The organism is Fulvivirga ulvae (assembly GCF_021389975.1).
Lineage (GTDB): Bacteria > Bacteroidota > Bacteroidia > Cytophagales > Cyclobacteriaceae > Fulvivirga > Fulvivirga ulvae.
Window position 1 is genome coordinate 3086830 of record NZ_CP089981.1, and the last position, 22387, is coordinate 3109216.

The 22387-nt window shown below is 44.2% G+C and carries 20 protein-coding genes; 6 read left to right on the forward strand and 14 right to left on the reverse strand.

Translation table 11 applies throughout. The annotated features are described in order from the left end of the window. Positions 1–15 precede the first annotated feature (15 nt). Both LVD17_RS12930 and LVD17_RS12935 read left to right on the forward strand, forming a co-directional pair. Entirely contained in the window at positions 16–1911 is a 1896-nt protein-coding gene (locus LVD17_RS12930) for a sulfite exporter TauE/SafE family protein (protein WP_233767346.1), read from the forward strand. A 234-nt stretch (positions 1912–2145) separates the two neighbouring features. Continuing rightward, entirely contained in the window at positions 2146–2319 is a 174-nt protein-coding gene (locus tag LVD17_RS12935) for a pinensin family lanthipeptide (protein ID WP_233767348.1), read from the forward strand. A gap of 156 nt (positions 2320–2475) precedes the next feature. Here the strand turns inward: LVD17_RS12935 and LVD17_RS12940 are convergent, their stop codons facing one another. From LVD17_RS12940 to LVD17_RS13005, 14 genes are all read right to left on the reverse strand, one after another. Next, positions 2476–3375 (reverse strand): patatin-like phospholipase family protein, encoded by a 900-nt coding sequence (locus LVD17_RS12940; protein ID WP_233767350.1) that lies wholly within the window; start codon positions 3373–3375, stop codon positions 2476–2478. Between the two features lie 6 nt (positions 3376–3381). After that, a complete protein-coding gene (locus tag LVD17_RS12945) occupies positions 3382–4191 on the reverse strand; it encodes a hypothetical protein (RefSeq protein WP_233767352.1) in 810 nt (269 codons plus the stop codon). 376 nt (positions 4192–4567) lie between these two features. Next, entirely contained in the window at positions 4568–5095 is a 528-nt protein-coding gene (locus tag LVD17_RS12950) for a GNAT family N-acetyltransferase (RefSeq protein WP_233767353.1), read from the reverse strand. Between the two features lie 49 nt (positions 5096–5144). Then, positions 5145–5429, reverse strand: coding sequence for a hypothetical protein (locus tag LVD17_RS12955; RefSeq protein ID WP_233767355.1), 285 nt, complete (start codon positions 5427–5429; stop codon positions 5145–5147). Then, positions 5371–5556 (reverse strand): hypothetical protein, encoded by a 186-nt coding sequence (locus LVD17_RS12960; protein WP_233767357.1) that lies wholly within the window; start codon positions 5554–5556, stop codon positions 5371–5373. The genes LVD17_RS12955 and LVD17_RS12960 overlap by 59 nt, the downstream gene beginning before the upstream one ends. Before the next feature lie 247 nt (positions 5557–5803). Further along, positions 5804–7399, reverse strand: a complete 1596-nt coding sequence (locus LVD17_RS12965) for a class I SAM-dependent methyltransferase (protein ID WP_233767359.1) — start codon at positions 7397–7399, stop codon at positions 5804–5806. A gap of 163 nt (positions 7400–7562) precedes the next feature. Beyond that, on the reverse strand, positions 7563–8150 hold the full coding sequence (locus tag LVD17_RS12970) for a hypothetical protein (protein ID WP_233767361.1): 588 nt from the start codon (positions 8148–8150) through the stop codon (positions 7563–7565). 101 nt (positions 8151–8251) lie between these two features. Then, on the reverse strand, positions 8252–8764 hold the full coding sequence (locus LVD17_RS12975; RefSeq protein WP_233767362.1) for a GNAT family N-acetyltransferase: 513 nt from the start codon (positions 8762–8764) through the stop codon (positions 8252–8254). Positions 8765–8775: 11 nt separating this feature from the next. Further along, positions 8776–9357 (reverse strand): DJ-1/PfpI family protein, encoded by a 582-nt coding sequence (locus LVD17_RS12980; protein ID WP_233767363.1) that lies wholly within the window; start codon positions 9355–9357, stop codon positions 8776–8778. Next, on the reverse strand, positions 9354–10181 hold the full coding sequence (locus tag LVD17_RS12985) for an alpha/beta hydrolase (protein ID WP_233767365.1): 828 nt from the start codon (positions 10179–10181) through the stop codon (positions 9354–9356). Before LVD17_RS12985 ends, LVD17_RS12980 begins: the two co-directional genes overlap by 4 nt. Before the next feature lie 66 nt (positions 10182–10247). After that, positions 10248–10634 carry a tellurite resistance TerB family protein gene (locus tag LVD17_RS12990; protein WP_233767367.1) on the reverse strand — a complete coding sequence of 129 codons (387 nt, stop codon included), beginning with the start codon at positions 10632–10634 and terminating at the stop codon, positions 10248–10250. Between the two features lie 169 nt (positions 10635–10803). Further along, positions 10804–12354 (reverse strand): hypothetical protein, encoded by a 1551-nt coding sequence (locus tag LVD17_RS12995; RefSeq protein ID WP_233767368.1) that lies wholly within the window; start codon positions 12352–12354, stop codon positions 10804–10806. Between the two features lie 122 nt (positions 12355–12476). Beyond that, positions 12477–13193, reverse strand: coding sequence for a LytR/AlgR family response regulator transcription factor (locus LVD17_RS13000; protein ID WP_233767369.1), 717 nt, complete (start codon positions 13191–13193; stop codon positions 12477–12479). Next, positions 13183–14289, reverse strand: a complete 1107-nt coding sequence (locus LVD17_RS13005; protein WP_233767371.1) for a sensor histidine kinase — start codon at positions 14287–14289, stop codon at positions 13183–13185. The genes LVD17_RS13000 and LVD17_RS13005 overlap by 11 nt, the downstream gene beginning before the upstream one ends. 219 nt (positions 14290–14508) lie before the next feature. Between LVD17_RS13005 and LVD17_RS13010 the strand changes: the two genes are divergently transcribed. The 4 genes from LVD17_RS13010 to nagB all read left to right on the forward strand — a co-directional run bounded on the left by LVD17_RS13010 (position 14509) and on the right by nagB (position 22357). Further along, complete coding sequence (locus LVD17_RS13010; RefSeq protein WP_233767373.1) at positions 14509–17688, forward strand: SusC/RagA family TonB-linked outer membrane protein; 3180 nt, start codon at positions 14509–14511, stop codon at positions 17686–17688. A 26-nt stretch (positions 17689–17714) separates the two neighbouring features. Then, entirely contained in the window at positions 17715–19250 is a 1536-nt protein-coding gene (locus tag LVD17_RS13015) for a SusD/RagB family nutrient-binding outer membrane lipoprotein (protein ID WP_233767375.1), read from the forward strand. Positions 19251–19415: 165 nt separating this feature from the next. Beyond that, positions 19416–20390 carry an ROK family protein gene (locus LVD17_RS13020; RefSeq protein WP_233767376.1) on the forward strand — a complete coding sequence of 325 codons (975 nt, stop codon included), beginning with the start codon at positions 19416–19418 and terminating at the stop codon, positions 20388–20390. 14 nt (positions 20391–20404) lie between these two features. Then, positions 20405–22357 (forward strand): glucosamine-6-phosphate deaminase, encoded by a 1953-nt coding sequence (gene nagB, locus LVD17_RS13025; protein ID WP_233767377.1) that lies wholly within the window; start codon positions 20405–20407, stop codon positions 22355–22357. Positions 22358–22387 lie beyond the last annotated feature (30 nt).

Sequence of the window (22387 nt, forward strand, 5' to 3'; positions counted from 1 at the left end):
CCATACGCTTATGCTATGAAAACCAATGCCCCAACCCATATTTTTATCATCATATTGATGTTGATGGCAGGATGTGGCAGCCCTGAACAAGCAAATGATGAGGTAAACGTAAAAATTGATCAACAAGCCAGTGAAGGTATCTGGTTTGGAAAGGACTCTGCCAGCTACGGAGTGATAGGTGTTGAAGACGGAAGCTTCAATTTCAGGGAAGGAAAACTTTCCGGAGGATATATCAACCTGAACCTGTCGAAGGTAGATACGTTGCAGTTCCAGAGCACTTCACAGGTGGCTGCCCAAAAGCTGCCAAATAAATTTAAGATAGAGCGTGTAGAAGAATCGGAAAACCCGGAGCAAGGCACTACCCATACTTTACTGGGGCGTTTTGAATATGATGATTCTATTTCCAGTAAAGAAGTGCGCCTGCCCGTAACCATGAATTATGAGCAAAATCAGATGGTGATGACCAGCAAGCCGGGTGATAAAACCTCTGAAAATGAACCTGCATTAGGATTTCACATCATAGCCGATATTGAAAATAATAACCTCACCCAGCAACAGGTTCAGCAGCAGGCCATAAAAGCAGAGGAAATTGTGCTGCCGGAAAAGATCAAAGTAAGGCAGGATTCGCTAATGAGCATCAGAAAGCGTATACCTACCAAAATTGTAGTACATCTCCAAAGGCAGAAGCGCATAGCTCAGGTAGGGGACACCCTCCACATTTCAATTGGGCTTGTCAATGATAATAATGATCCGGCTGGTGCCCCCAAAGAGCTGGACGTAGAGCTTTTTAACAGCGTGAAGAAGAACTCCAGGATTAAAACTGTGCACTTTAATAAAGGTCAGTCCATAGTGAAAACCTCGGTTATTTTAAAGGAAGAGGGCATATTTGAATTGGAAGCGGTACACCCCGAGCTTTATTCGGGGTCATTGTTCCTTAAGGTCACCCCTAGGTTTGGCAGCCTGATCATTAACAAATACGACGAATATCAGGTAAGGCTGGCCATGTTTCAGCCGGAAAATCAGTCATTCATAAAGGTGCTGGCCCAAAGCCGCAGCTTCAAAGCCAATGGCAAGGACAGCGCCGAAGTGAGTCTGTTTCTTTTCGATGATGCCGGGATGTACCCTAATGGCGTCAGGCTCAATATTATTCCCAGTTATGGACGGGTTTACCCTCAACAACTGGTTGTGAAAGGAGAGGAGCCGGGCATTGTGAAGCTGGTGAGTAAAGATCAGGAAGATGTGGAGCTTCAAATTGTGGCCACCCCGGACATTGAAGTAGTAAATACCGTTAAAATCCGGTTTGTACCACCTGTGACTTATATACAATGCATTAGCAGCCCGCCATCGATCCACTTCCTTGAAAAATCAGACATACTGGTCAGACTGCTGGATGAAGACAGTGCCGCGCTAACGGTAAAAACACCGTGGCAGGTCAGCCTTGAGATCAGTGAGGGTGGAGGTGAGGTTACCCCGCAGAGCTTTACCATTCAACCCAACCACTTTGAAAGCAAAGCGGAGTTTGCTCCTAAAAGCTTTATTGGTACGGCAAAGGTGCGGGCTGTTTCCAGTAACCTGTATACCAACAACAATACGGTGGTAGTTACGTGGCCCATCCTCATCATCATTGCCAGCATAGCCGGTGGGCTGGTAGGTGGGTTTATATCTTATTTTCACGAAGGTGATAAAACCAAGAAATGGAGGATTTTCACCGGGTTGTTTACCGGCATGGTGCTCTACTGGGCTTTTATAGTTTTTGATATTATCGATTATGCCCCGGACTTTCTGCTCAATGCTTTCAGTGTTTTTGTGATCAGCCTTATAGGAGGTTATCTGGGTGTAGGTTCGATCAATTTTGTGCTGAAAAAGTTGGGCATCAGTAAATCAGGATCACCCCAGGAAGCAGAGATATAGGGTCAGGAGGAATTTACGGGAAGACACTAACTTCTCTTCTGTGTTTGAAAGGACAGTTGTTAATAGCAATTGGCAAAAGCAGTAGGCAAATCTGGGTGAAATAGCAATAACCGCAGTTTTATCTTGTTTACCGGTAAGCTTGTTTTCCGATTTACTCACTCCACAGGTTTTATGATCCGAACTATAAGAACTCTTCAATCAAGTAAATCAATGTTGACCATAACCAACCTAACTATGAAAAACAAAAAGTTAAACCTGAAAGCGTTAAATGTGAAAAGCTTTGTCACCAACATAAAGGATGACAATGTACATACCGTTAAAGGAGGATCGGGAATTAATACCTGTACGCCACAGTGTACTCCACCTGAGTTAACAAAAAGAGGTTGTTCGTTTTTCTACTGTGAGTAGGGGACGCTTTGTCAAGCGTGTTCTGTCGGGAACAGCACGGGGAGCAGGTATGTTCTGTCCCTACCCCCTTGTTCTGTCCCCTGACAGAATATTAGAAATTTGCCCCTAGGAGCACCCCAGCCATGTTCTTTCCCCAACAGAATACCATAAACTTCATCAAACCCCACCCGGATTACCACCTGCAGCCAGTATCTGTCTGGCCTTTTGCTCACCCTGACTTCTCCACAAGGTCATTAAAAACCTGTCGAACCTCAGGCCGGTAGGATTTTGCTCATCCAGGTCGGTATCAGGTTCAATGTAGAAAACCTTCTTCTGGCTTCTGGCTATATAATCATCCAGCAGCTTATAGTCATTTTCACGCACACCCTGGATGAAGATTGATATCACCCTGAGAATGGTATCGATAACACTGGTATAGTCGGGATTGCCAGGAAATATATTTCGGGGATTGTTGCTGAGTACCACCACCTCATCCGGGTTTTGGGCTATAGCTGCCGCAGTTGGGATCACCGTTCTGTGCCCGCCATCTATCATTTGCTGTCCGTCGATGCTTACCGGTGGCAAAAAGCCTCCCTGGCTGCTGCTGGCGAGCATGGCATTTTTCAGTTGCTGGATATTTTGAATGAGCTTGAGCTGATAGCCCGGAGGGACGGTTATGTTTTTAGTGGCAAAAATAGTCGGGATGCCTGTTTGCAGGCTTACGGCAGTAAGGCATAAAGTAGTATTGCCGGCCATGATCTTTTGGTAAACAGCATCCGTCACCTTTTCATTGATCAGTTTGACCAAAGGGTAGCTGTCCAGCAGATATGGGTTGCCTTGTTGAAGCTGCCTTACGAGGTTGGTTGTGGCGATGATATCATTATCGGTTACATTAGTGTACACATCCTTTAAAGTGTCGATATCCCCGGCCGCAGCAAAAGCAGCAATAAGCGAACCCGTGCTGGTACCGCTGATGAGGTCGAAATTGGCGATGTTGTTGTCAAACATGTGAGACAGTGCTCCTACGGTAAAGGCACCTTTGGCTCCACCACCACTTGTAATTAAAACTCTTCTCATTTTTTATCAGTTTATAAATCGATATGAAATCCCGATTTCAAGATGGTTGTTAACCGCATCAGTGTGCCACAGGTGCAAAAACTGAACACCGAAACTGGGAAGTTCAACACCCACACCAGGCCCGAATACCCAAAGGCCATTTATGTCATTGCTGCCCTCAGCAATGAATTTTATAGCGCCAAGGGAAACGGGGGCAGCCTGAAGATCCTTTAAGCGTATCTCAGCCCGCGTTGTCAGTAAAAATTGTGTGTCCTGTCCCGAGTAGTACATGGAAGGCCCCGCAAGCAGACGCAGATGCCCACCCGATCGCTCTTTGGCAAATGTATAGCCCACCAGCCCTTTGAGGGTGAGGAGGTAGGCCTCATCATCCTGAAACGGGTTAAGCGCTCCCTGGTTCCACTCGGCCAGTATGCCCCAGCCCTTTTGAAATTCCGGGGAAAGCGATTGGGTTTCAGGAGCATCATTGCGATAAATGTAGCCTACCCATTCCAGCACAGCCTCGTTACCCGCCACACTGTAAAAGCAGGTTTGCTGATCCGGCGTGGTGCTGGCTATAAAGCTTTTGATGCCATTGACCAGTTGCACATAGGCTGTATAATCACGGGTTTTCAGAGAATCCAGCCTTACTTTTCTTTCGGCATCATTGGCCGGGGCAGGGTACAGCTTATACAAAACCACGGGCACAATGCTGCTCGCATAGCTCTGTACTTCGGTCCATTCCTCCGCGGAGAGCTTGTTGCAGTTTTGGGCATTGAGCACTCCAAAGGAAAGAGTAAATGAGATAAATAAGGTATTTCTAATGGTTGAGAGTGTCATGCTTAAAATGTAAATGAAATCAGCATTATCGCCTTTCCATACTTAATTCAAAGTGAATTTCTTCCTGGTTTAGTTAATATAGAATGTTTTAAGTTATGTGCCAGATTTTTTAGATGTATTTGTTTGGGGTTGTCAACCTGTTTTGGTAGTAGGTTTGAAACCAAGACTATCATTTTTAATTCATTTAATTGATATAATCTACTGATTGTCTGTTGTCTACATCTTCCTGCGGCCGGGTATTACGCTCCTGCTTGTGTAAATCAATTTTTATAGGGTGGGTAATGAGAATGAAAACCTACGAAACTTGAATAGGTTTACGCGGATAGCTAAAGTTGTCAATTATATATTGAGGTTGTAGAATATGACGTGTTGGTAACTATAACCGGCTAATTTTCTCAATTCTAAAAATTATATTGTTTGCGTTATGCTCATCTTTTCTATCCTTAAGGAGGATAAACCGGTTTCGCTTAAGTAGTTTGACTGAACTTTCATTTTTTTCATGAGTATAGGCTTCTATCGCATCCAGATTTAACGTGTTAAATCCGAACTTTAAAATAGCCCGAATAGACTCACTCATGAAGCCCTTATTTTGAAACTGAGGACTCAGATCATACCCCACTTCAGCAGTTGCCCCATCCTCAGATAAGTTCCATAGGCAGATGCTGCCTATCATGGTATCGGAACCTTTCTCAGTGAGCACCCAGTAATAAGACTCCTGACCATTACTTCCACCAGTAATTTTTGAAATAAACTCAAGTGCTTCTGCCTTTGACCTGGCACTTGGCCTGCTTATAAACTTATTGACCGCCTCGTCTGACCGGAGATAAGAAACCATTTCCCAATCAGAGGTCTTTAATCGCCGTAAAAATAACCTGTCGGTTTCTATTTCCTGAAATCGAGCCATTTCCTTTTATTTGGTGAATTACTGCTCAGCATAAACGAAGGTAGTACTTTTAAATACGTCCAAGAAGAATCTCTATTTCCACTAAGGTTTTCAACATCTCATAGCATTGAGTGGCAATGAGAGAAATTTTACCCTCCAATTCAAAGGTAGTAACCTGATCACCCTCATTTATAAAATGAATGTAAATATCTGAAAATGTATCAGATAGCTTATCATCTTGAATGCCCATTAATTGGGATATTATAGTTAAAATATCAAGATCATATAATCCACCATCATCCAAGCCTAATCTTGAAAGCGATTTGGTTAATCTGTTCCTCTTTAATGCTGCCATTTTCAATGACTTTCCTGGCCCGGTTGCCCCCGGCGTCATTGGTGTAGTAGGCCGTTCCACCTTCCCCAAGGTTGGCGCTTTGTAGCCTGTCGGCATAGTCCCAGCTCATGGAGGCGAGGTGGGGCATAGAAGTTATGTTACCGTGGGTATCGTAGGTATACTCTGGCGGGGAGAGAGGAGGTGTAGTTATTGGTGTAGTAGTGGTAACGCCGTGCCAGTTACCCCACCTTGGTCGTAGTGTCCGCTACGGATCCATTATGTTCTTGAGCGTCCGTTCAATTATTGAATATAGTACAATGGTATGATATCCTCAACCTACACTACTTGGTATATCTACACAGGTCTTGATATAACTAATCCCAATATTCCAAAACCTACCCAACCTTCCTCGCCACAATCAACGCATTAGTCGGTGGGTGAGGCCGTTCCTTCAAATTATCATCTTCCTTGGTAAACAACGTCACCCTGCCTTCAAACCTGTTTTGGGCTATCCAGGGGTTGGTATAGGCGTTTGAGCTTTCTTCTATTCTGAATCCGGCTTCTTCGAGGTTTTGTTTCCAGTCGGTGATGCTCCAGAAGCAGAAGCGCTCGTGCATTTCGCTTTGCCAGTTGTCGGTGTAGTCTTTGGTGAGCATGTATTCGGCGGCATCTTTTAGTTTGAGGTAGATGTACGTTTCCCCGGCTATGGTTTTGGTTTCGTACGGGATCTGGTCGTTCTCATGTTTTCTGAAATCTTTGGCAAACCGCTTAAAGCGGGCAAACGTTGAGAGTCCATTCAGGTAATCGCAGAGGTCGGTAGTGTTGTCAAACTCCTTTTCAAAATTGTCGTTACGGCCATCGGTTTGGTTGAGCAGCATATAAACCATGGTGTCACCATCCTCAGGGCCGATTACATCACGGTTGATCCATACGCCGCCCATTTCAAGTTCTTTGTACCTGTTTTTGATAAAGCTGAGCAGGTCGGCCCGGCTACCGTATGATTCTATTTCATGGGTGAGTGAGGAGGTGTGAATGGTGTTCATAGAGCTGTCTTCAAATACCAGAGAGGTTACGGCATTCTTTTGGGCAAAGAACACATTGGGGTTGCCAAACTCGCCATTATGCTTTCTTTGGTTGCAGATGTCAAAAAGCTGCCGGGCTACCTCAATGCCATAGAAATCAGACTCCCGCAGTTTGGGATCTTCACTGGCCTGCTTTAGCCATGAACCCACAGCGCAACCGATGTCACCAATTTTACCGGGCTGGATGTAAGCAGCAGTATCCTTGTACTTTATTTCTGCTATTTCATCCATCTGGCGCACATAGCTGCCATAGTCGCGTGATTCTGTGATGTCCCCATCGTCACCGATGATCGGGTCGTTGAGTATGATCTGTACTTTTTGTCCCAGTTTGTAGTTCTTCCAGAGCTTGTAGCTGGATATGTGCAGCTTATCAATAATTTCATCGTCAGATTCCCATGTGTTATTGGCAACGATCAGATCTACAACATCCCAGGGCAAAGGCGCATGAAATTTCTGGGTCTTCCTGTCTTGAAGTTCGGCGGGTAGTATTTTGAAGCCTATTGCTTCGTACATGTTCATCACGGGCGTGGAGCAGACGATCAGCGTGTTTTCAGGGGTGAGCTGGAGTGCCTGATCCCTTTGGTGCTTTACCTGTTTTAGGGTGTAGGCAGCAAAATTTTCGAGTATCCCCACATCATCAATGCCATAGACATAGCAGGGTACAGGCAGGTCTTTTGAAAACTCCTGGATCATCATAGCCCGCAGGTAAAAGGGAATGGGATTTCGTTTGGTGCCGGCGTGGTTGGCAGAGGTAACTGCAAATATGATGGCTTCCACCGGTTCATTGTAATGAAGCGTTTCGCCATTTACATCTTTTACAGCGTGGAGGCCAGTGTTGACCAGTTTGTACAGGTACTTAAATTGGAAATCGGTAAGTATGTGGTGGCGACCGGGTATGAAAAGGTACATAATGATATTCAGCTTATATTTCCGCCGAATATAAGCATTAGAATATACAGACCTTTAAATATGGTGAGGCTTTCTTTGGTAAAAGAATAAAAAATACCTCCCGTTATTCATACAGCTTATCGCAAAGCCTTAATAGAATAAGGAGAGGCGTTGAATTTTTTTATTAGTACTTTCTGCCGTAAACCACTACATCTTTCAGCATGTCTTTAGTGAAGGCATAAGAAAGGCCTTTACCGATATAGGATTTCTGGTAGTCGCTTAAAAAAAATGAAGCAGAATTGGGCACTTTTATACCCCATGAACCTGAAGCCTGAAGGTCGCCGGGCAGGATCAAAGCCACGTGGCCCTGGCCGTCGGCTGCCTTGTAAACAGCAATGGTTGCTTTTTTTGAGTTAGCATAATCCTGGGCCTTATTAAGTGCATCTTTGTCATAGGCATGTCCGATAATTTCCCATTTGCCACCATTGCTAACAAAGTCGGCAATTTCATTGGGGAACATATATCTTCCGCTTTCTTTCGAATAAAAGTCATTGACTTTGTAAACAGTATTGACCGATTGCCCGAGATACTTGTAGCACTGGTTGTTACCCCCTGAGCTCTCACAGCCAATAAACGCTTCCAGGGATTGCGACAATTCCTGTTGCCAGTTGCTATTTACTGTCTGGCCAAACGAAAGCGTGAATGATGACAAAAATAGGGTGATAAATATAGCATTGGTTAAACCAGGTTTTAAATGCTTGTTCAATTTCATATTGAGTTGGTTATAAGCTTGTTAATAGTTTTGTAAATTCAGTATGGATTCAATAAGTTCTCTGATTGTAACCTGACCAAGACAAAATTTGAGCCATCTTTTTATTCTGTCGAATATTCGCTTTTTAGTATTGCCATGATTTTCAGATTCTTATACTTGTCATCAAAAATAACGGCTTCCCTGAGAAGTCCTTCATTTTTAAATCCGGCCGATGCGTAGATGTAAATGGCCTTCTGATTGTCATCCACAACATCCAGCCAAAGCCTGTTCATCTGAAGTATTTCGAAACAGTATTTTTTGATCAGTTGCAATGTCTCTTTTCCCAGTCCTTTACCCTTTTTGTCAATTATTATACGTCTGAGTTCGAGGGAATTATGTTGGTTGTTTAGTCCTCCCAGTATAACAAATCCGACTTTTTCATTAGTTCCCTTTTCTATGATAATCAGGTGCTGCTCATTAGCACTTGCAATTACCTCAAGATGCTGCTCCTTAGTATAGATCATTACATAGCTCCTGTTTTGAGGGTGAGTTTCAAGAGCAGTGACAAAATCCAGATCGGTTTCAACAGTGCCGATCAGCGCTATTTTTTCAGATTCTATTACTGGTGTTTGCATCTCCATATTTGTTAAATAATAATGTCATACTCCATTCTCCTGGCTGTATTGTTGGCAATATCAGCACCTGCCAGCTTTTTGATAAGATAAAAAGACATATTAATTCCAGCAGATATACCCCCCGACGTTATCACCTTACCCTGGTCCACATATTTAACGCCTCTGATCACTTCGATATTTTCAAAATCATTTTCCAGCCGATCGAGATCCATCCAGTGAGTGGTAGCTTTTCTGTTTTGAAGCAAGCCGGCCTTGGCCAGCAAAAATGCTCCCGTACAAACTGAAGCCATAATTTTAACATTACTGTATTGTTTTGAGATCCATTCGATCATTACCGGGTTGTTGATTTCGATCTCTTCGGCTCCATAGCCTCCTGAAATGATAATGATATCAAACCGCGGATGATCCTCAAAACTGCAATCGGGCACCACTTGCATACCATTACGGGCTTTTATGGTTTGCAATGTTTGTCCTACAAGTTTTACATCAAATATCTTTGTCCTGTCCAGGGCCTCGGCCAGTGAAAAAACTTCAAAAGGGCCCGCAAAATCAAGAACCTCAACTTCGTTGAATATCAGTATACCTACTTTCATAGTGAGCGGCCTTTAGTCCATTGCACAATAGTATCGATTACCTCTTCTTTCCCTATTTCATTATGAGTTTCATGATACATACCTTTCCAGAGCCTGAACTCTGCATTCATTTTTCCGGCAAACTTTTCAGAAGCTTCCGGCGAGGTAATAGGATCATCCGAACCATGCATAATTAACACTGGGATGGGTATTGGAGTTGCATTTTGGAGCGCCCATTCTCCGGCTTCTACTATCGAGAAATAGGTTTCTGTGGTTATTTTATGGTTTACAAGCGGGTCTTCCTCATAGGCCTTGCCCACGGCTGTATCCCGAGACAGGTGATCAGGATTTAACTCGTTGTGTTCGGAATATCCGGGGTAGATCTTGCGTACCAGCCTGCCCATGGCTACCTTTATTTTTGGGGGATCAAACCTGAGCCTGAGCCAGGGGGAAGTAATCACCGCTGCTTCAAACGGCTGGCTATTACTCCTAAGCAGCAGGTTGACAGCTATATTACCACCCATACTATGTCCATAAAGGAATAGCGGAAGATTGGTAAATTTCTCTTTAATGGTATCAACAAATAGCTGAAGATCACTTAGTAAGTAATCATAGGAAGGGGTATGGCCCCGCTTGCCTCCGGACTTTCCATGGCCTCGCAGGTCGATGCCGGCAAAGGCATAACCTGCTGCGTTAAAAGCCTGAGCAACATGGTTGTATCGAAGAATGTGTTCTCCAAATCCGTGAACAAGGCATATTACACCGTTTGGTTTTGTTGCAGGATACCATAACTGTCCCTGCAACCGGAGCTTATCATTGGTTTTTAAAGTTATTGCTTCGGTCATGAAGCAATATAACTTTAAGCTTTGTATTAGAAAAATGAATTTGACAGGTAAGCTGGCTTTGGAATTTTAGCCAGCCTTGATTTCGTTATAAGCATTATCGATCATATCGCTGATCACACGGGGTAGAAGGTCAAGTTTCAGTGCTATTTTTTTGCATAACTCCAGCTCCTTTTTGTCCACATCACCGTCGACCATCATTACGGCCACAAGGTCAGTCACTTGCTGAAGCTTTTCTTCGTATTTTTTAGGAGCTATAAATTTTACTTCTTCCGGATTATTTTTAATATTTTGAATTGCTTCGCTGCTCATGCCTAAATGATGTGCCACGCGGGAGAGCAGTGCCCATTCTTCATCAGCCAGATGACCATCTGCCATAGCTACAGTGATCAGGTTTTTAATATGGCTTTTCCTTCGACCATCTTTATCTGACTCAAAAATACTCAAAAGGCTCATTATAAGTATGTTTAGGGGTTCAACTACAATGTTTCTGATCTATATCAGGTTTATGTTATTTTAGTAACCCCAATAAAAAATAAAAGTTTCAACTTTGAGTATTTTGTAGCCTAATAGTAATATCGAAAAGTTGTGTTCCTGCCAATGATTTGGATTTGCCCCTTAATCTCTATTCCTCAAAACCCTCGTTGTTAAAGTCAGGAAACTTCTTGCGGATATTTTTGTCCGTAGGTTTATTTGGATTTTCCCACCCGGCGTCCAGTTCCAGCAATATCATTTTCTTGTTATTGAGCTGTGCTTTTAACTTATCAATATCGACATAAAAATTCTTGTCTCTGCGCTGTGATTTAAGTGCGTATTGTCGTGCGAATTGGTCACCCTCTGCCTGTAACTGGTTCCTGATGTCGATATTCAGCTTGAGCTTGTCCATGATATCATCTTTGGAACGTCCCAATACCTCTGTAGCTTCCAGCGTACCAAGGGTCATTACAGCGGTGCCTCCAACACCTGTAACATAGTCTTTGCTGTCATCCTCCATAAATACAGGAGACACCCCGGTAATGGCACCAAGCGAGGCATTTAATATAGATCGTTTCCTTTTCCCTTTCTTTGCCTGCCTCAGTTGCTTGTTTAGCCTTTTCTGGTTTTCATCCAGCTGATCAATGAGGTCCATAGTTTGTAAGAGCATACTCCTGTATTTGCTGTATAGCCTCTGATCTTTTTGCTCCAGGTTCTCCGTATCCATTACTTTGACATTCAGTGCCCTTTCTGCTCTTTTATTTGACTCGTCGATTACATAAAAGATCAGCTCTACGATGCTGCTGTTTTCTGCTTCCCCTACAAAATCATAGTTTGGGACCCAGGTAAATTCCCATTGAGTTGTGGTATTTCGTTTGAGCGAAGTTTTAGGTACACGCATATCGTTAGAGACAAAGCCTACATCTTTGATATTATCATCACCGTTCGGGTCAGAAACATAGAAATTCAGGTTTAGTACTTCATCTTCATCAATAGTAATAAGTGTATCATTGGGCACCATGGAAATTTCAGGGGGAAGGTCCAGCTGTGTGGGAGCAATTACCAATGTACCTGTAACCTCGGATTTCTCAGGTTGGTCCTGCACAATAAAATGTACTCTTAAAGGTTTTTGCCGCAAAGCCCTGAACTGGTTCCTCGATGGCTTCCAGCTGAATGTACCCAGCTCTGTCAGTTCCGCTCCCTCAGGCATTTCAGATAATATCGGCTTAAACACAATAGGGTCTTCATCAGGATCTTTGATTTGGTTGAGTTGGTTAAGGTTGAATTCATTAACAGCATATTGCTTTACATAGAAAACGGGCAACTCATCTACAACCGGAGGCCTGTTTTTGTGAAGAACGGTAAATGGCACTTCCTTCCTTATTTTCTTACCGTCTTTGGATACAGCCTCGAAGATCACACTGAACTCTTCCTTTTCACGCACCCTGTCCACAAGGTCATAGGGCGGAGACCAGAAGAAGCTGCCGAGCGAATCAAAATGCAATGACAGCCCGCGATCTCCATAGATAGAATAGAGATAGCTCTTTGTGCCTCCCGGTTCTATTGCCAGATCAAAAGCCAGGGTATCACCCTCTTCGATCACGTTCCAGGCAAAATCGTCCGGAAATACGAAGTAAGGCGTGGTTTGCCCACTAGCCAAATGGAAGCCGCCAAGCATAAACAGAATTAAAATATTTCTCATCAAAATAGACTGTTTCCTTCTGATAACTACAAATTTAGAAATGAATTGTTTCTAAGGGGAGCCCTAATATATGAGTTTTAGATTATCTGTAGAAGTGATAGATGAATGAATAATATGAACGGTCAATAATTCCCCTCATTAAGTATTTTCTTCTTGATTTTTTTCTGATAATTTCTGCCAATAGGTAGCTTTTTATCCTGCACCTCCACATTGTTGCCTTCGAGCGATCTGATCTTATCCATAGCTACAGTATAAGAGCGGTGGATACGTAAAAATTTATTGGCAGGGAGTGCTTTAGTAATACTCCGCAGGTTGTGGTGAGTGATCAGGTTTTCATACTGGGTGACAACCCTCACGTAGTCTTTGAGGCTCTCAATATAGAGAATCTCCGAAAAGAACACCTTGACGATCTTCTTGTCGACTTTTAAAAATATGAAGTCGTTTTCTTCCTGTACCCTGCCTTTCGAAGGATTGAGGGCGCGATAATACTCAGTGACTTTATCTATTGTCTTCACAAAGCGTGAGAGAGCAATGGGTTTTACCAGGTAATCAAATACGTCAAGTTCGAAACTCTCCACCGCATATTCACGGTAAGCCGTAGTGATCACTACCAGCGGTTTGGTGTCAAGGCTCTTGATGAAGTCTATGCCACTCAGCTCAGGCATGTTGATATCAAGAAACATGAGGTGGATCTTGCTATTGCTCTTCAATACCTGGAAAGCCTCCATGGCATCATTACAGCAGGCTACAATTTCAAAATCATCAAAGCCTTTCAGGTGCCTTTTTATCACATTGATACCCAGAGGCTCGTCATCCACTATAAGGCATTTAATCTTCATCAAGTGTTATTTTTAGTGAAATCTGGTAAGTTCGCTCGTCCTCAATGATATCAAGATTGAAGTTTTTATCATATAGTAATTCCAATCTTCTCAGGGTGTTTTGAATGCCAATACCCGAATTGCTACTTTGCTCATGGCTCGATTTGCTTCTGCCTTTGCTGTTTTTTACTTTAAAATAAAGCACATTGCCATTAAGGCTAAGGTTAATGCTTATGGGTATGGCGCCATTTTTATAATTTGCCCCATGCTTAAAGCTGTTTTCCACAAAAGGCATAAGAATAAGTGGCGGAATAAACTTACCCTGGATGTTTCCCGATATATTTATCTCAGCGATCAGGTTATCGCCATATCTCAGCCGTTCGAGATCGATGTAATTCTGGATGTGAGTGACCTCTTCGGGAAGGCTGACCTTATTATTTTTACCTTTATAAATAACATAACTCATCAGGTCAGAAAGCTTCAATACCGTTTCCGGTGCTTTGTCTGACTTATCCAGTGTAAGTGAATAAAGGTTGTTTAAAGTGTTGAAAAAGAAATGCGGCTGTACCTGCGACCTGAGGAATGAAAGCTCCGTTTCATGATTTCTTCGTTCAAGTTCCCTGGCCCGTCTTTGGGTCCTCACCCAGTCAATGATAAGCTTTATGGCGGTGGTGAGCCCTACCACATACAGCTCCCCGATAAAAACAGCGATAATGTAATTAAAGCCAAACAGTGATTGCTCCTTGATCACCGACTCGCGCCACACCTCCGTAGTCACAAACTGGTAATTGAGTACTATACGCACCAGTGACATTACCAATATGGCAAAGAATAGTAATACAAGGTATTTAGGAAGCCTGTTGGGGATGTACCGTGGCAGCAGGTAGTAAAGGTTAATATATACAAGTATGATGTGAATGGGAAACTCGACCAGGTTTGAACGTAGCGAATACCAATAATCATCGAAGTAGCTTCCCCATCGTAAAGTATTGAACAGGAAATATCCGATCCAGAAAACCAGGTGGTATACCAAAGGCTTTTTTACAAACCTGATCACAGCCTTCTTTATGTCCGCAGTGCCCTCCTTTTCGCTCGATGATATGGTAAATGCCTCCATCAGTTTCAGTACTTTTGTGATGTCTTATAAATAAACATACTAATTTTTTCGGTATTAATCCCACGCCTTTGCCGATAGCCTGCAGGCAGCATTTCTCTCCGTATACCAATTACTACCAAACAGCTATAAACTACTGCCATTCAGCTAATAAAGGGTCTTAAACTTTATTTTTCGTCGATTCGGTGTCAAATTGAGGTTCAGAATCAACCCCTAATATTTATGAAAAAGTTTTTACTAATTGGCTTACTGGTGCCGCTGCTTACATTAAACGTAATGGCTCAGCGACAGGTCTCCGGTAAGATCGTCGATGAAGCAGAAAACTCTCCGCTACCAGGAGTGAATATCATCGTGAAAGGTACCAGCATTGGTACCACAAGTGACGTAAACGGGGCGTACAGCCTTGAAGTTCCGGAAGAAAATTCCGAGTTGATATTTTCTTTCATTGGTTATAAAACCGTGGAAGTTAATATAGGCAATCGCTCGGTGGTCGATGTTACACTTGCGCAGGACGTTACCCAGCTTGGAGAAGTTGTGGTTACCGCTCTGGGTATCGAACGTGAACAGAAATCACTGGGATATGCAGTCTCAGAAGTAGAAGGAGAGGAGCTTAACCAGGCTAAGGAAGTAAACTTCGTTAACTCTCTTTCGGGTAAAGTGCCCGGTTTGCAGATCTCACAGACCAATGGAGGTCCCGGGTCATCTACCCGTGTGGTTATCCGTGGTAACTCATCACTACTTGGCGATAACCAGGCGCTGTTCGTAGTAGATGGTGTGCCGGTGCTCAACAGTGGCGAAGGCGAAGGAGCCGACTTCTCTGGTAACAAAGATTATGGTTCTCCAATTCAGGACATCAACCCTGAAGATATAGAGTCTATCTCTGTACTTAGAGGGCCGAATGCCGCTGCCCTGTATGGTTCCCGGGGTGCAAATGGTGTAATCCTGATCACTACCAAAAGAGGGATCAGCAGAAAAGGAATAGGCGTAACACTGAACTCAAACCTGACTTTCGAAAGTCCGCTGATCGATCCTGACTTTCAGAATGAGTATGGCCAGGGTCGCTATGATGGTGCCCAGCAACAGGCCGTCCATGATATCGACGCCGTAGGAAGCTGGGGGCCGGCGATCAACCCCTCAATTCAGGTACCCAGGTTTGACGGCGAAGGTACGGTTCCTTACGCCGCAGCCGGAGATGATTTCGATAACTTTTTCCGCACCGGAGTCACGGCTACCAACTCTGTGGCCATAAGTGGAGGAAATGACAAAGCAACTTTCAGACTTGGCTACACCAACCTGGACAATAAAGGCATTAACCCCGGCTCTGAATTCAAAAGAAATTCATTTAACCTGAGACTGGGATCAAACATCACCGACAAGCTCTATGTAGACAGCAAGGTGACTTACACCAAAACCGACGCAATTAACCGCCTTGAGTTTGGTGAGTCCAGGTTCAACCCTATGCAGGGGTTTTTGCTCAAGCCAAGAAGTATCAGTGCCGATGTGGCAGAAAAGTATGCTGCATCGCCAATTCCGGGTCTTCCCGGAGCCTACGAGTCCAACAACTGGGGTTACGGTATCAACCCGTTCTACCTGGCAGACAGGGAGCTGAACATGGATACCCGTGACCATTACCTTGGGCTTATTACGCTGAAATATGATTTTACTGATTGGCTTAACTTACAGCTAAGAGCTTCTCAGGACTACTCGGTCTTTGATGTAGAGGATATCAGCCCTATCGGTGCGAACCCACAGGCTTATGATGGTACCATGACGGTGCAGAACTCAAAACAAACCAGACGTACTTACGATGCGATCATAAACATAAGCAAAGACCTTAGTGAGCAGTTCTCATTGGGGGCAAACATAGGCGTGAGCCAGAACCGTATTTTTGGTGACCGCACATTTATCATCGCCAACGACCAGGTGGCACCCGGCTTAAAGTCGATCAACAACTTTGAGAACAAAGTGGGAAGCACCCTCAAGAGCGATGAAAAAGTAAACTCTGTTTTTGGTTCACTTCAGCTTGGGTTCAAGGATGTGGTATTTATCGAAGCTACCGGCCGTAACGACTGGTCTTCAACGCTTCCTTCTGATAATAACTCATTCTTTTACCCATCTGTTACCGCCACGGCCATACTTAGCGACATGTTGAACCTTGATGGGGGTTTCCTTTCTTTTGCGAAGCTGAGAGCAGGTTGGGCACAGGTAGGTAATGGTACCACGCCGTACAACCTGTACAATGCCTACATCATTTCCCAGGACACTTACAATGGAGAAGTATTCCTTTATTATGGAAATGAAAGCAGCTCTACTCCATATGAAGGCAGCCAGTATGGTATTTCCCTGAAAAACCCGAACCTGAAGCCTGAGCAAACCACTTCCGTGGAATTTGGTACAGAGCTCGGCTTCCTTAACAACAGGTTACGTCTTGACCTGACTTATTACAACTCTAAATCCAAAGATCAGATCTTTAATGTGGGTATTTCCAAAACCACCGGAAGTGAGACTGTAGTGGTTAACAGTGGTGAAATCCAGAATAAAGGTATTGAGCTTGCTTTGAGCGGTCAGCCCATTAAAAAAGGAGACTTCACCTGGGATGTCAGGATCTCGTACTCTAAAAATGAGTCTGAAGTGCTGAGCCTGGCGCCGGAGTATGATCTGGAAGACCTGCGTTTGGGCGGTGATTTCAATAACCGCATCCAGGTGTTTGCCAGCACTGGCAGGCCTTATGGAGACCTGGTAGGTTCTACCTATACCCGCGATGACAATGGCAACATAGTTTATGGGCAGGATGGATTGCCAGTAATCGGTGAAGTAGGTGTAATTGGTAACTCCAACCCCGACTTCCTGGCAGGTATCAACAACAGCTTCACGTATAAAAATTTCAACCTGGGCTTCCTTATCGACATCCGTGCAGGTGGTCAGCTTTATTCACTGACTGAAAATGACATGCACAGCCTTGGTGTACTTGAGGAAACACTTGAGGGTAGAGAGTACTACTCCGGAGGCAACGGTATTATGGTGCCTGCAGGCGCAACTGTAGTAGATGCAGATGGCAACGAAGGAGGAACCCTTGACCCTACCGTAGCGGCAAGAGGTGTAGACCCTAACGTTTACTGGGGCAGACTGGGTGGTATTTCCGAAGCATGGGTTTATGATGCTGACTATGTGAAACTACGACAGCTGTCACTAAGCTATACTTTGCCTTCAAACCTGTTGAGCAACACTTTCATCAACAGAGTGAAAATAGGCTATGTGGCCAGAAACCTGGCAATCCTTCATAAGAAAACAGACAATATCGATCCCGAATCAAGTTTTAGCAGTGGTAACCTGCAAGGGATTGATAGTTATGGCCTTCCTCCAACGAGAAGTCATGGATTTCAGTTAACAGTGGAATTTTAAGTGAGGAACCTAAAAATTAGAAAGTTATGAAACGATTAAATATTAATATCATAAAAGGAGCTGTATTCTTCTTCTCACTTTTCCTGATCACATCATGTGACAAAAACTTTGAGGAGATCAATTCAAACCCTAATGGAATCGACCCGAATACTGCATCACCCAGACGTGTGATGGCTACGGTTCAGATCTATGCATTTGGTGAGCCACGGTTCATCACCTGGAGGGGAAATATCATTTATTCCTCTCAGTTTGCTCACCACTACGTGTACAACTTTGCAGATATGGCATGGTTTCCCGGTACAGCCTACACCAATAACCAGGGTTGGACAGATAACGTTTGGGAATCATCCAACATAAAAGTAGCCGGTCACCTTAATGCCCTTCGTGAACTTTTGGACCCTGAAGAGGACAAAGAGGAAGTGGCTGTAGTGAAGATTATCTCAGGATGGTTCTATCAGAAAATGACCGATATGTACGGAGACATACCCTATACTGATGTGATCAAACCTCGATCAGAGGTAGCATACAAACCAACCTATGATGCTCAAAAGGATATATACAAAGCTATCATAGAAGACCTTGGTGCTCAGATGGATGTGTTACAGGGAGCATCTGAACTTTCATTTGCAACAGGTGATTTTCTCTATCAAAGCAGCCCTGCCAACTGGATAGCATTTGCCAATACCCTGAGACTCAGGATGGCACTGCGTTCCAGAGATGCATTTGAGGCCGCCGGTGAAGGTGCTTTCATAAATGGTGTGATCACCGATGCTTTGGCTAATCCTTTAATTGATGAAAGTAACGAAGCGGTTTTCCATAGAGCCCAGGAAGGACTTTTCCTGAGCGATCCTAACGAGTTGATGGGTGGGCACGAAGATGTATGGTATTCATTTGAATACAATCAGGCCCGCTGGGTATTGAGTGATAAGGTTGTAAACATCCTGCAAGACAACAATGACCCCAGGCTTGAGCAAATAGCTATGGTAACAGATAGCGTACCGGGAGTATATGTGGGACTTGAACCTAATCTGGTAGCACCTCCCAAATACGGTTACGTATCGAAACCAACAGGACTGCTAAGAGGTGAAGAAAAGAACGACCCTGTACCTGCTTATATCATCACTGCAGCAGAGTCGTACTTCCTGCAGGCTGAAGCGGCTTTGCTTGGGTTTGCCGGAGATGCGGAAAGCCTCTATCAGTCAGGTATAAAAGCACATATGAGCTACGCTGGTGTTGATGGTACTGATGCGGATAATTTTATAACAACAGAACCAATAGCTGCATTGGCAGGAACTACAGAAGAAAATCTTGAAAAAGTGTGGAGACAGCGTTGGCTGGCCTTGCTCAACAATGGTTATGAAGCATGGGCACTGGTAAGAAGGACCAATTTGATCCCTGACCAGGTTGGCGCACAATACCTGTCTAACTTAACTGATGGCAGCGTGCCTTCCAGGCTGGTGTACCCTACTTCCGAACTAACGCTGAATGCCGATAATGTGGCAGCAGCAAATGGAGGCAAGCCAGACTTGATGACAACCGGCGTGTGGTGGGACGTAGACTGATAACCCGGTAATCAAAAATATTCCTTGTCGCATTGAGTAAGCTGAATAGATATCTGTAAAGATTCTATTCAGCCACTCAGTGTAACCCAAAAATTGGGTAGGGTAAATTTTGCCCGGAGGCGAGTGAATCTGGATCAAAAAATAAACAAAGAAAAACAAAGTCAAATGGCCATAGCAGTAGGTATAGATGTAGGCGGCACAAGTACTAAACTGGGAGCAGTAACCCGTGATGGTCAGATTCTGACCAAGTCGAGGTTCTCCACACGGGATTTTCCGGATGAAGATGCTTTTCTTGAGGCGTTGAGTAGTAATATCAATCAATTGGTGGCTGACCTTGGGCAGCAGGGAGAAATTTTGGGCATTGGCATAGGAGCACCAAAAGCCAACTACTTTACAGGGCTTGTTGAAGGCGCAGTCAATCTGCTTTGGAAAAGTCCTGTAGACCTTCGTGGTTATTTGCAAAACTATTTTAATATACCGGTAATCGTTACCAACGATGCCAACCTGGCTGCCGTCGGAGAGAAGGAGTTTGGAGCAGCCAAACATATGAACAATTTCCTTTCAGTCACTATAGGTACTGGCCTGGGGTGTGGTATTTATATGTCAGGAGCTCTAATGCATGGACAGAATGATGTAGCCGGTGAGCTGGGGCATACCTCAGCAAAAATTGGAGGACGGGAATGTCAGTGCGGTAAAAAAGGTTGTCTGGAAGCGTACGTCTCCGCCAAAGGCATAGTACGTACGGCCATGAAACTCCTGTCCAAATATGAGGAAGACTCCTCGTTAAGGTCCATACCTTCCGGTCAGCTAACTCCTACAGTTATTGGTCAGGAAGCTCTTAACGGAGATAAAATGGCTTCGCTGGTACTGGAGTTTACCGGTGATATTCTTGGTTATAAGCTTGCCGATATGGTGGCTATGTTTAACCCTGAAGCAATTTTTCTTGCAGGAGGTGTGGCCAATGCAGGCTCCTTGTTGCTCGAACCAACACTCGAAAGTATCAAAAAATATCTCTATAACACATACCCTGATCCGGTTGTACTGCTTCCTTCGGCACTGAAAGATGATGAAATGGCTGTATTGGGAGGAGGGGCACTGGTATGGGAGCACCTTGAAGATCAGATGGCAATCGTAAATTAATAAAACTAGAAGAAATGGCAAAAACACTGGAAGAACATAGAAATCTGGCACATCAACCTGTCGGATTAACAGAAAAAACAAAGTTTGAAAAAATACATACGGAGATTTTTGATAACTCTACTCAGGCTTCATTAGCGATAGCGCATGAAATAGCTGAGCTGATCAGAAAAAAGCAGGCTGCCGGAGAGCATTGTGTATTAGGACTTGCTACCGGCTCTTCACCTACTTCAGTGTACAACGAGCTGGTAAGGTTGCATAAAGAGGATGGTTTAAGTTTTAAAAATGTCATAACTTTTAATCTGGACGAATATTTTCCCATGGAGCCCGATGCATTACAGAGCTACGTGAGGTTCATGAATGAATATTTATTTGACCATATCGATATTGACAGAGAAAATATACATATACCTGACGGAACGCTCCCATATGAGCTTGTGGAGTCTTTCTGTCAGCAATACGAACAAATGATCAAAGACCTGGGAGGAATAGATTTGCAGATCCTTGGAATCGGTAGAACAGGGCACATAGGTTTTAACGAACCGGGGTCGCATATCAATTCCAAAACCAGGCTGATCACCCTTGACCACATCACCCGTCTGGATGCTGCCAGCGATTTCTTCGGCGAAGAAAATGTGCCCAGAAGGGCTATTACCATGGGAGTAGGCACGATCATGAATGCAAAGCGAATCATCCTCATGGCCTGGGGAGAGGGTAAGGCTAAAATTATCGGTCGTACCGTAGAAGGCGAAGTTACCGATACAGTACCCGCAACCTATCTGCAAAGCCACCCCAATACCACCCTCATACTTGATGACGGATCAGCAGCCGAGCTTGTCCGCGTAAAAACACCCTGGCTGGTGAAAACCTGCAAATGGGACAATTACCTGGCCAAAAAAGCTGTAATATGGCTGGGTCTTAAGCTGGAAAAGCCTATACTCAAGCTCACTGACCGTGATTATAATGACCATGGTATGAGTGACCTTGTAGCAGAGCATGGCCCGGCTTACAATATCAATATTCAGATCTTTAATGAGTTACAGCATACCATTACCGGCTGGCCCGGAGGTAAGCCCAATGCAGATGATACCCACAGACCTGAAAGAGCCAACCCTGCTAAAAAACGTGTATTGATCTTTAGCCCTCACCCCGATGATGATGTGATCTCCATGGGAGGTACTTTCATAAGGCTGGTAGATCAGGGACATGACGTGCACGTGGCATACCAAACTTCAGGAAACATTGCTGTTTTTGATGAAGATGTAATCCGTTTTGCAGATTTCTTCCGGGATTTTAATGATGAATATGATATCAGCAATCAGGACGGAAAAAGCATTTATCAAAACATCGTTGAGACGATTAAAAATAAAAAGCCAGGCGATGTGGACAGTAAAATGGTACAGGCTATCAAAGGCCTGATCCGTAGAGGTGAGGCCAAAGCCGGCTGCCGATACGTAGGGCTGACTGATGACAAGGCACATTTTCTGGATATGCCTTTCTACGAAACCGGTTTGGTTAAAAAGAAACCTTTGAGTGAAGAAGATATCTCTATCATCATGGACCTGATGAGAGAAATAAAGCCTCACCAGGTATATGCCGCCGGAGACCTTTCCGATCCGCACGGTACGCACCGCGTTTGTCTCACCGCAATTTTTGAGGCCATAGAGAGACTGAAAGAAGAAGAGTGGATGAAAGACTGCTGGGTGTGGCTCTACAGAGGTGCATGGCAGGAGTGGGATACCAACGATATAGAAATGGCAGTGCCCCTGAGCCCAGGCGAACTAACCAGAAAACGCAAAGCGATATTTAAGCACCAGTCGCAAAAAGATACAGCCCTCTTTCCAGGCTCCGACCCCAGGGAGTTCTGGATGCGTGCAGAGGACAGAAACCATGCTACGGCAACGCTTTACGACAAGCTCGGCCTGCCGGAGTATGAGGCGATAGAAGGCTTTAAGAGGTATAAATTTTAAATGTAGACTGAAGGATTGATGAAAATAAAA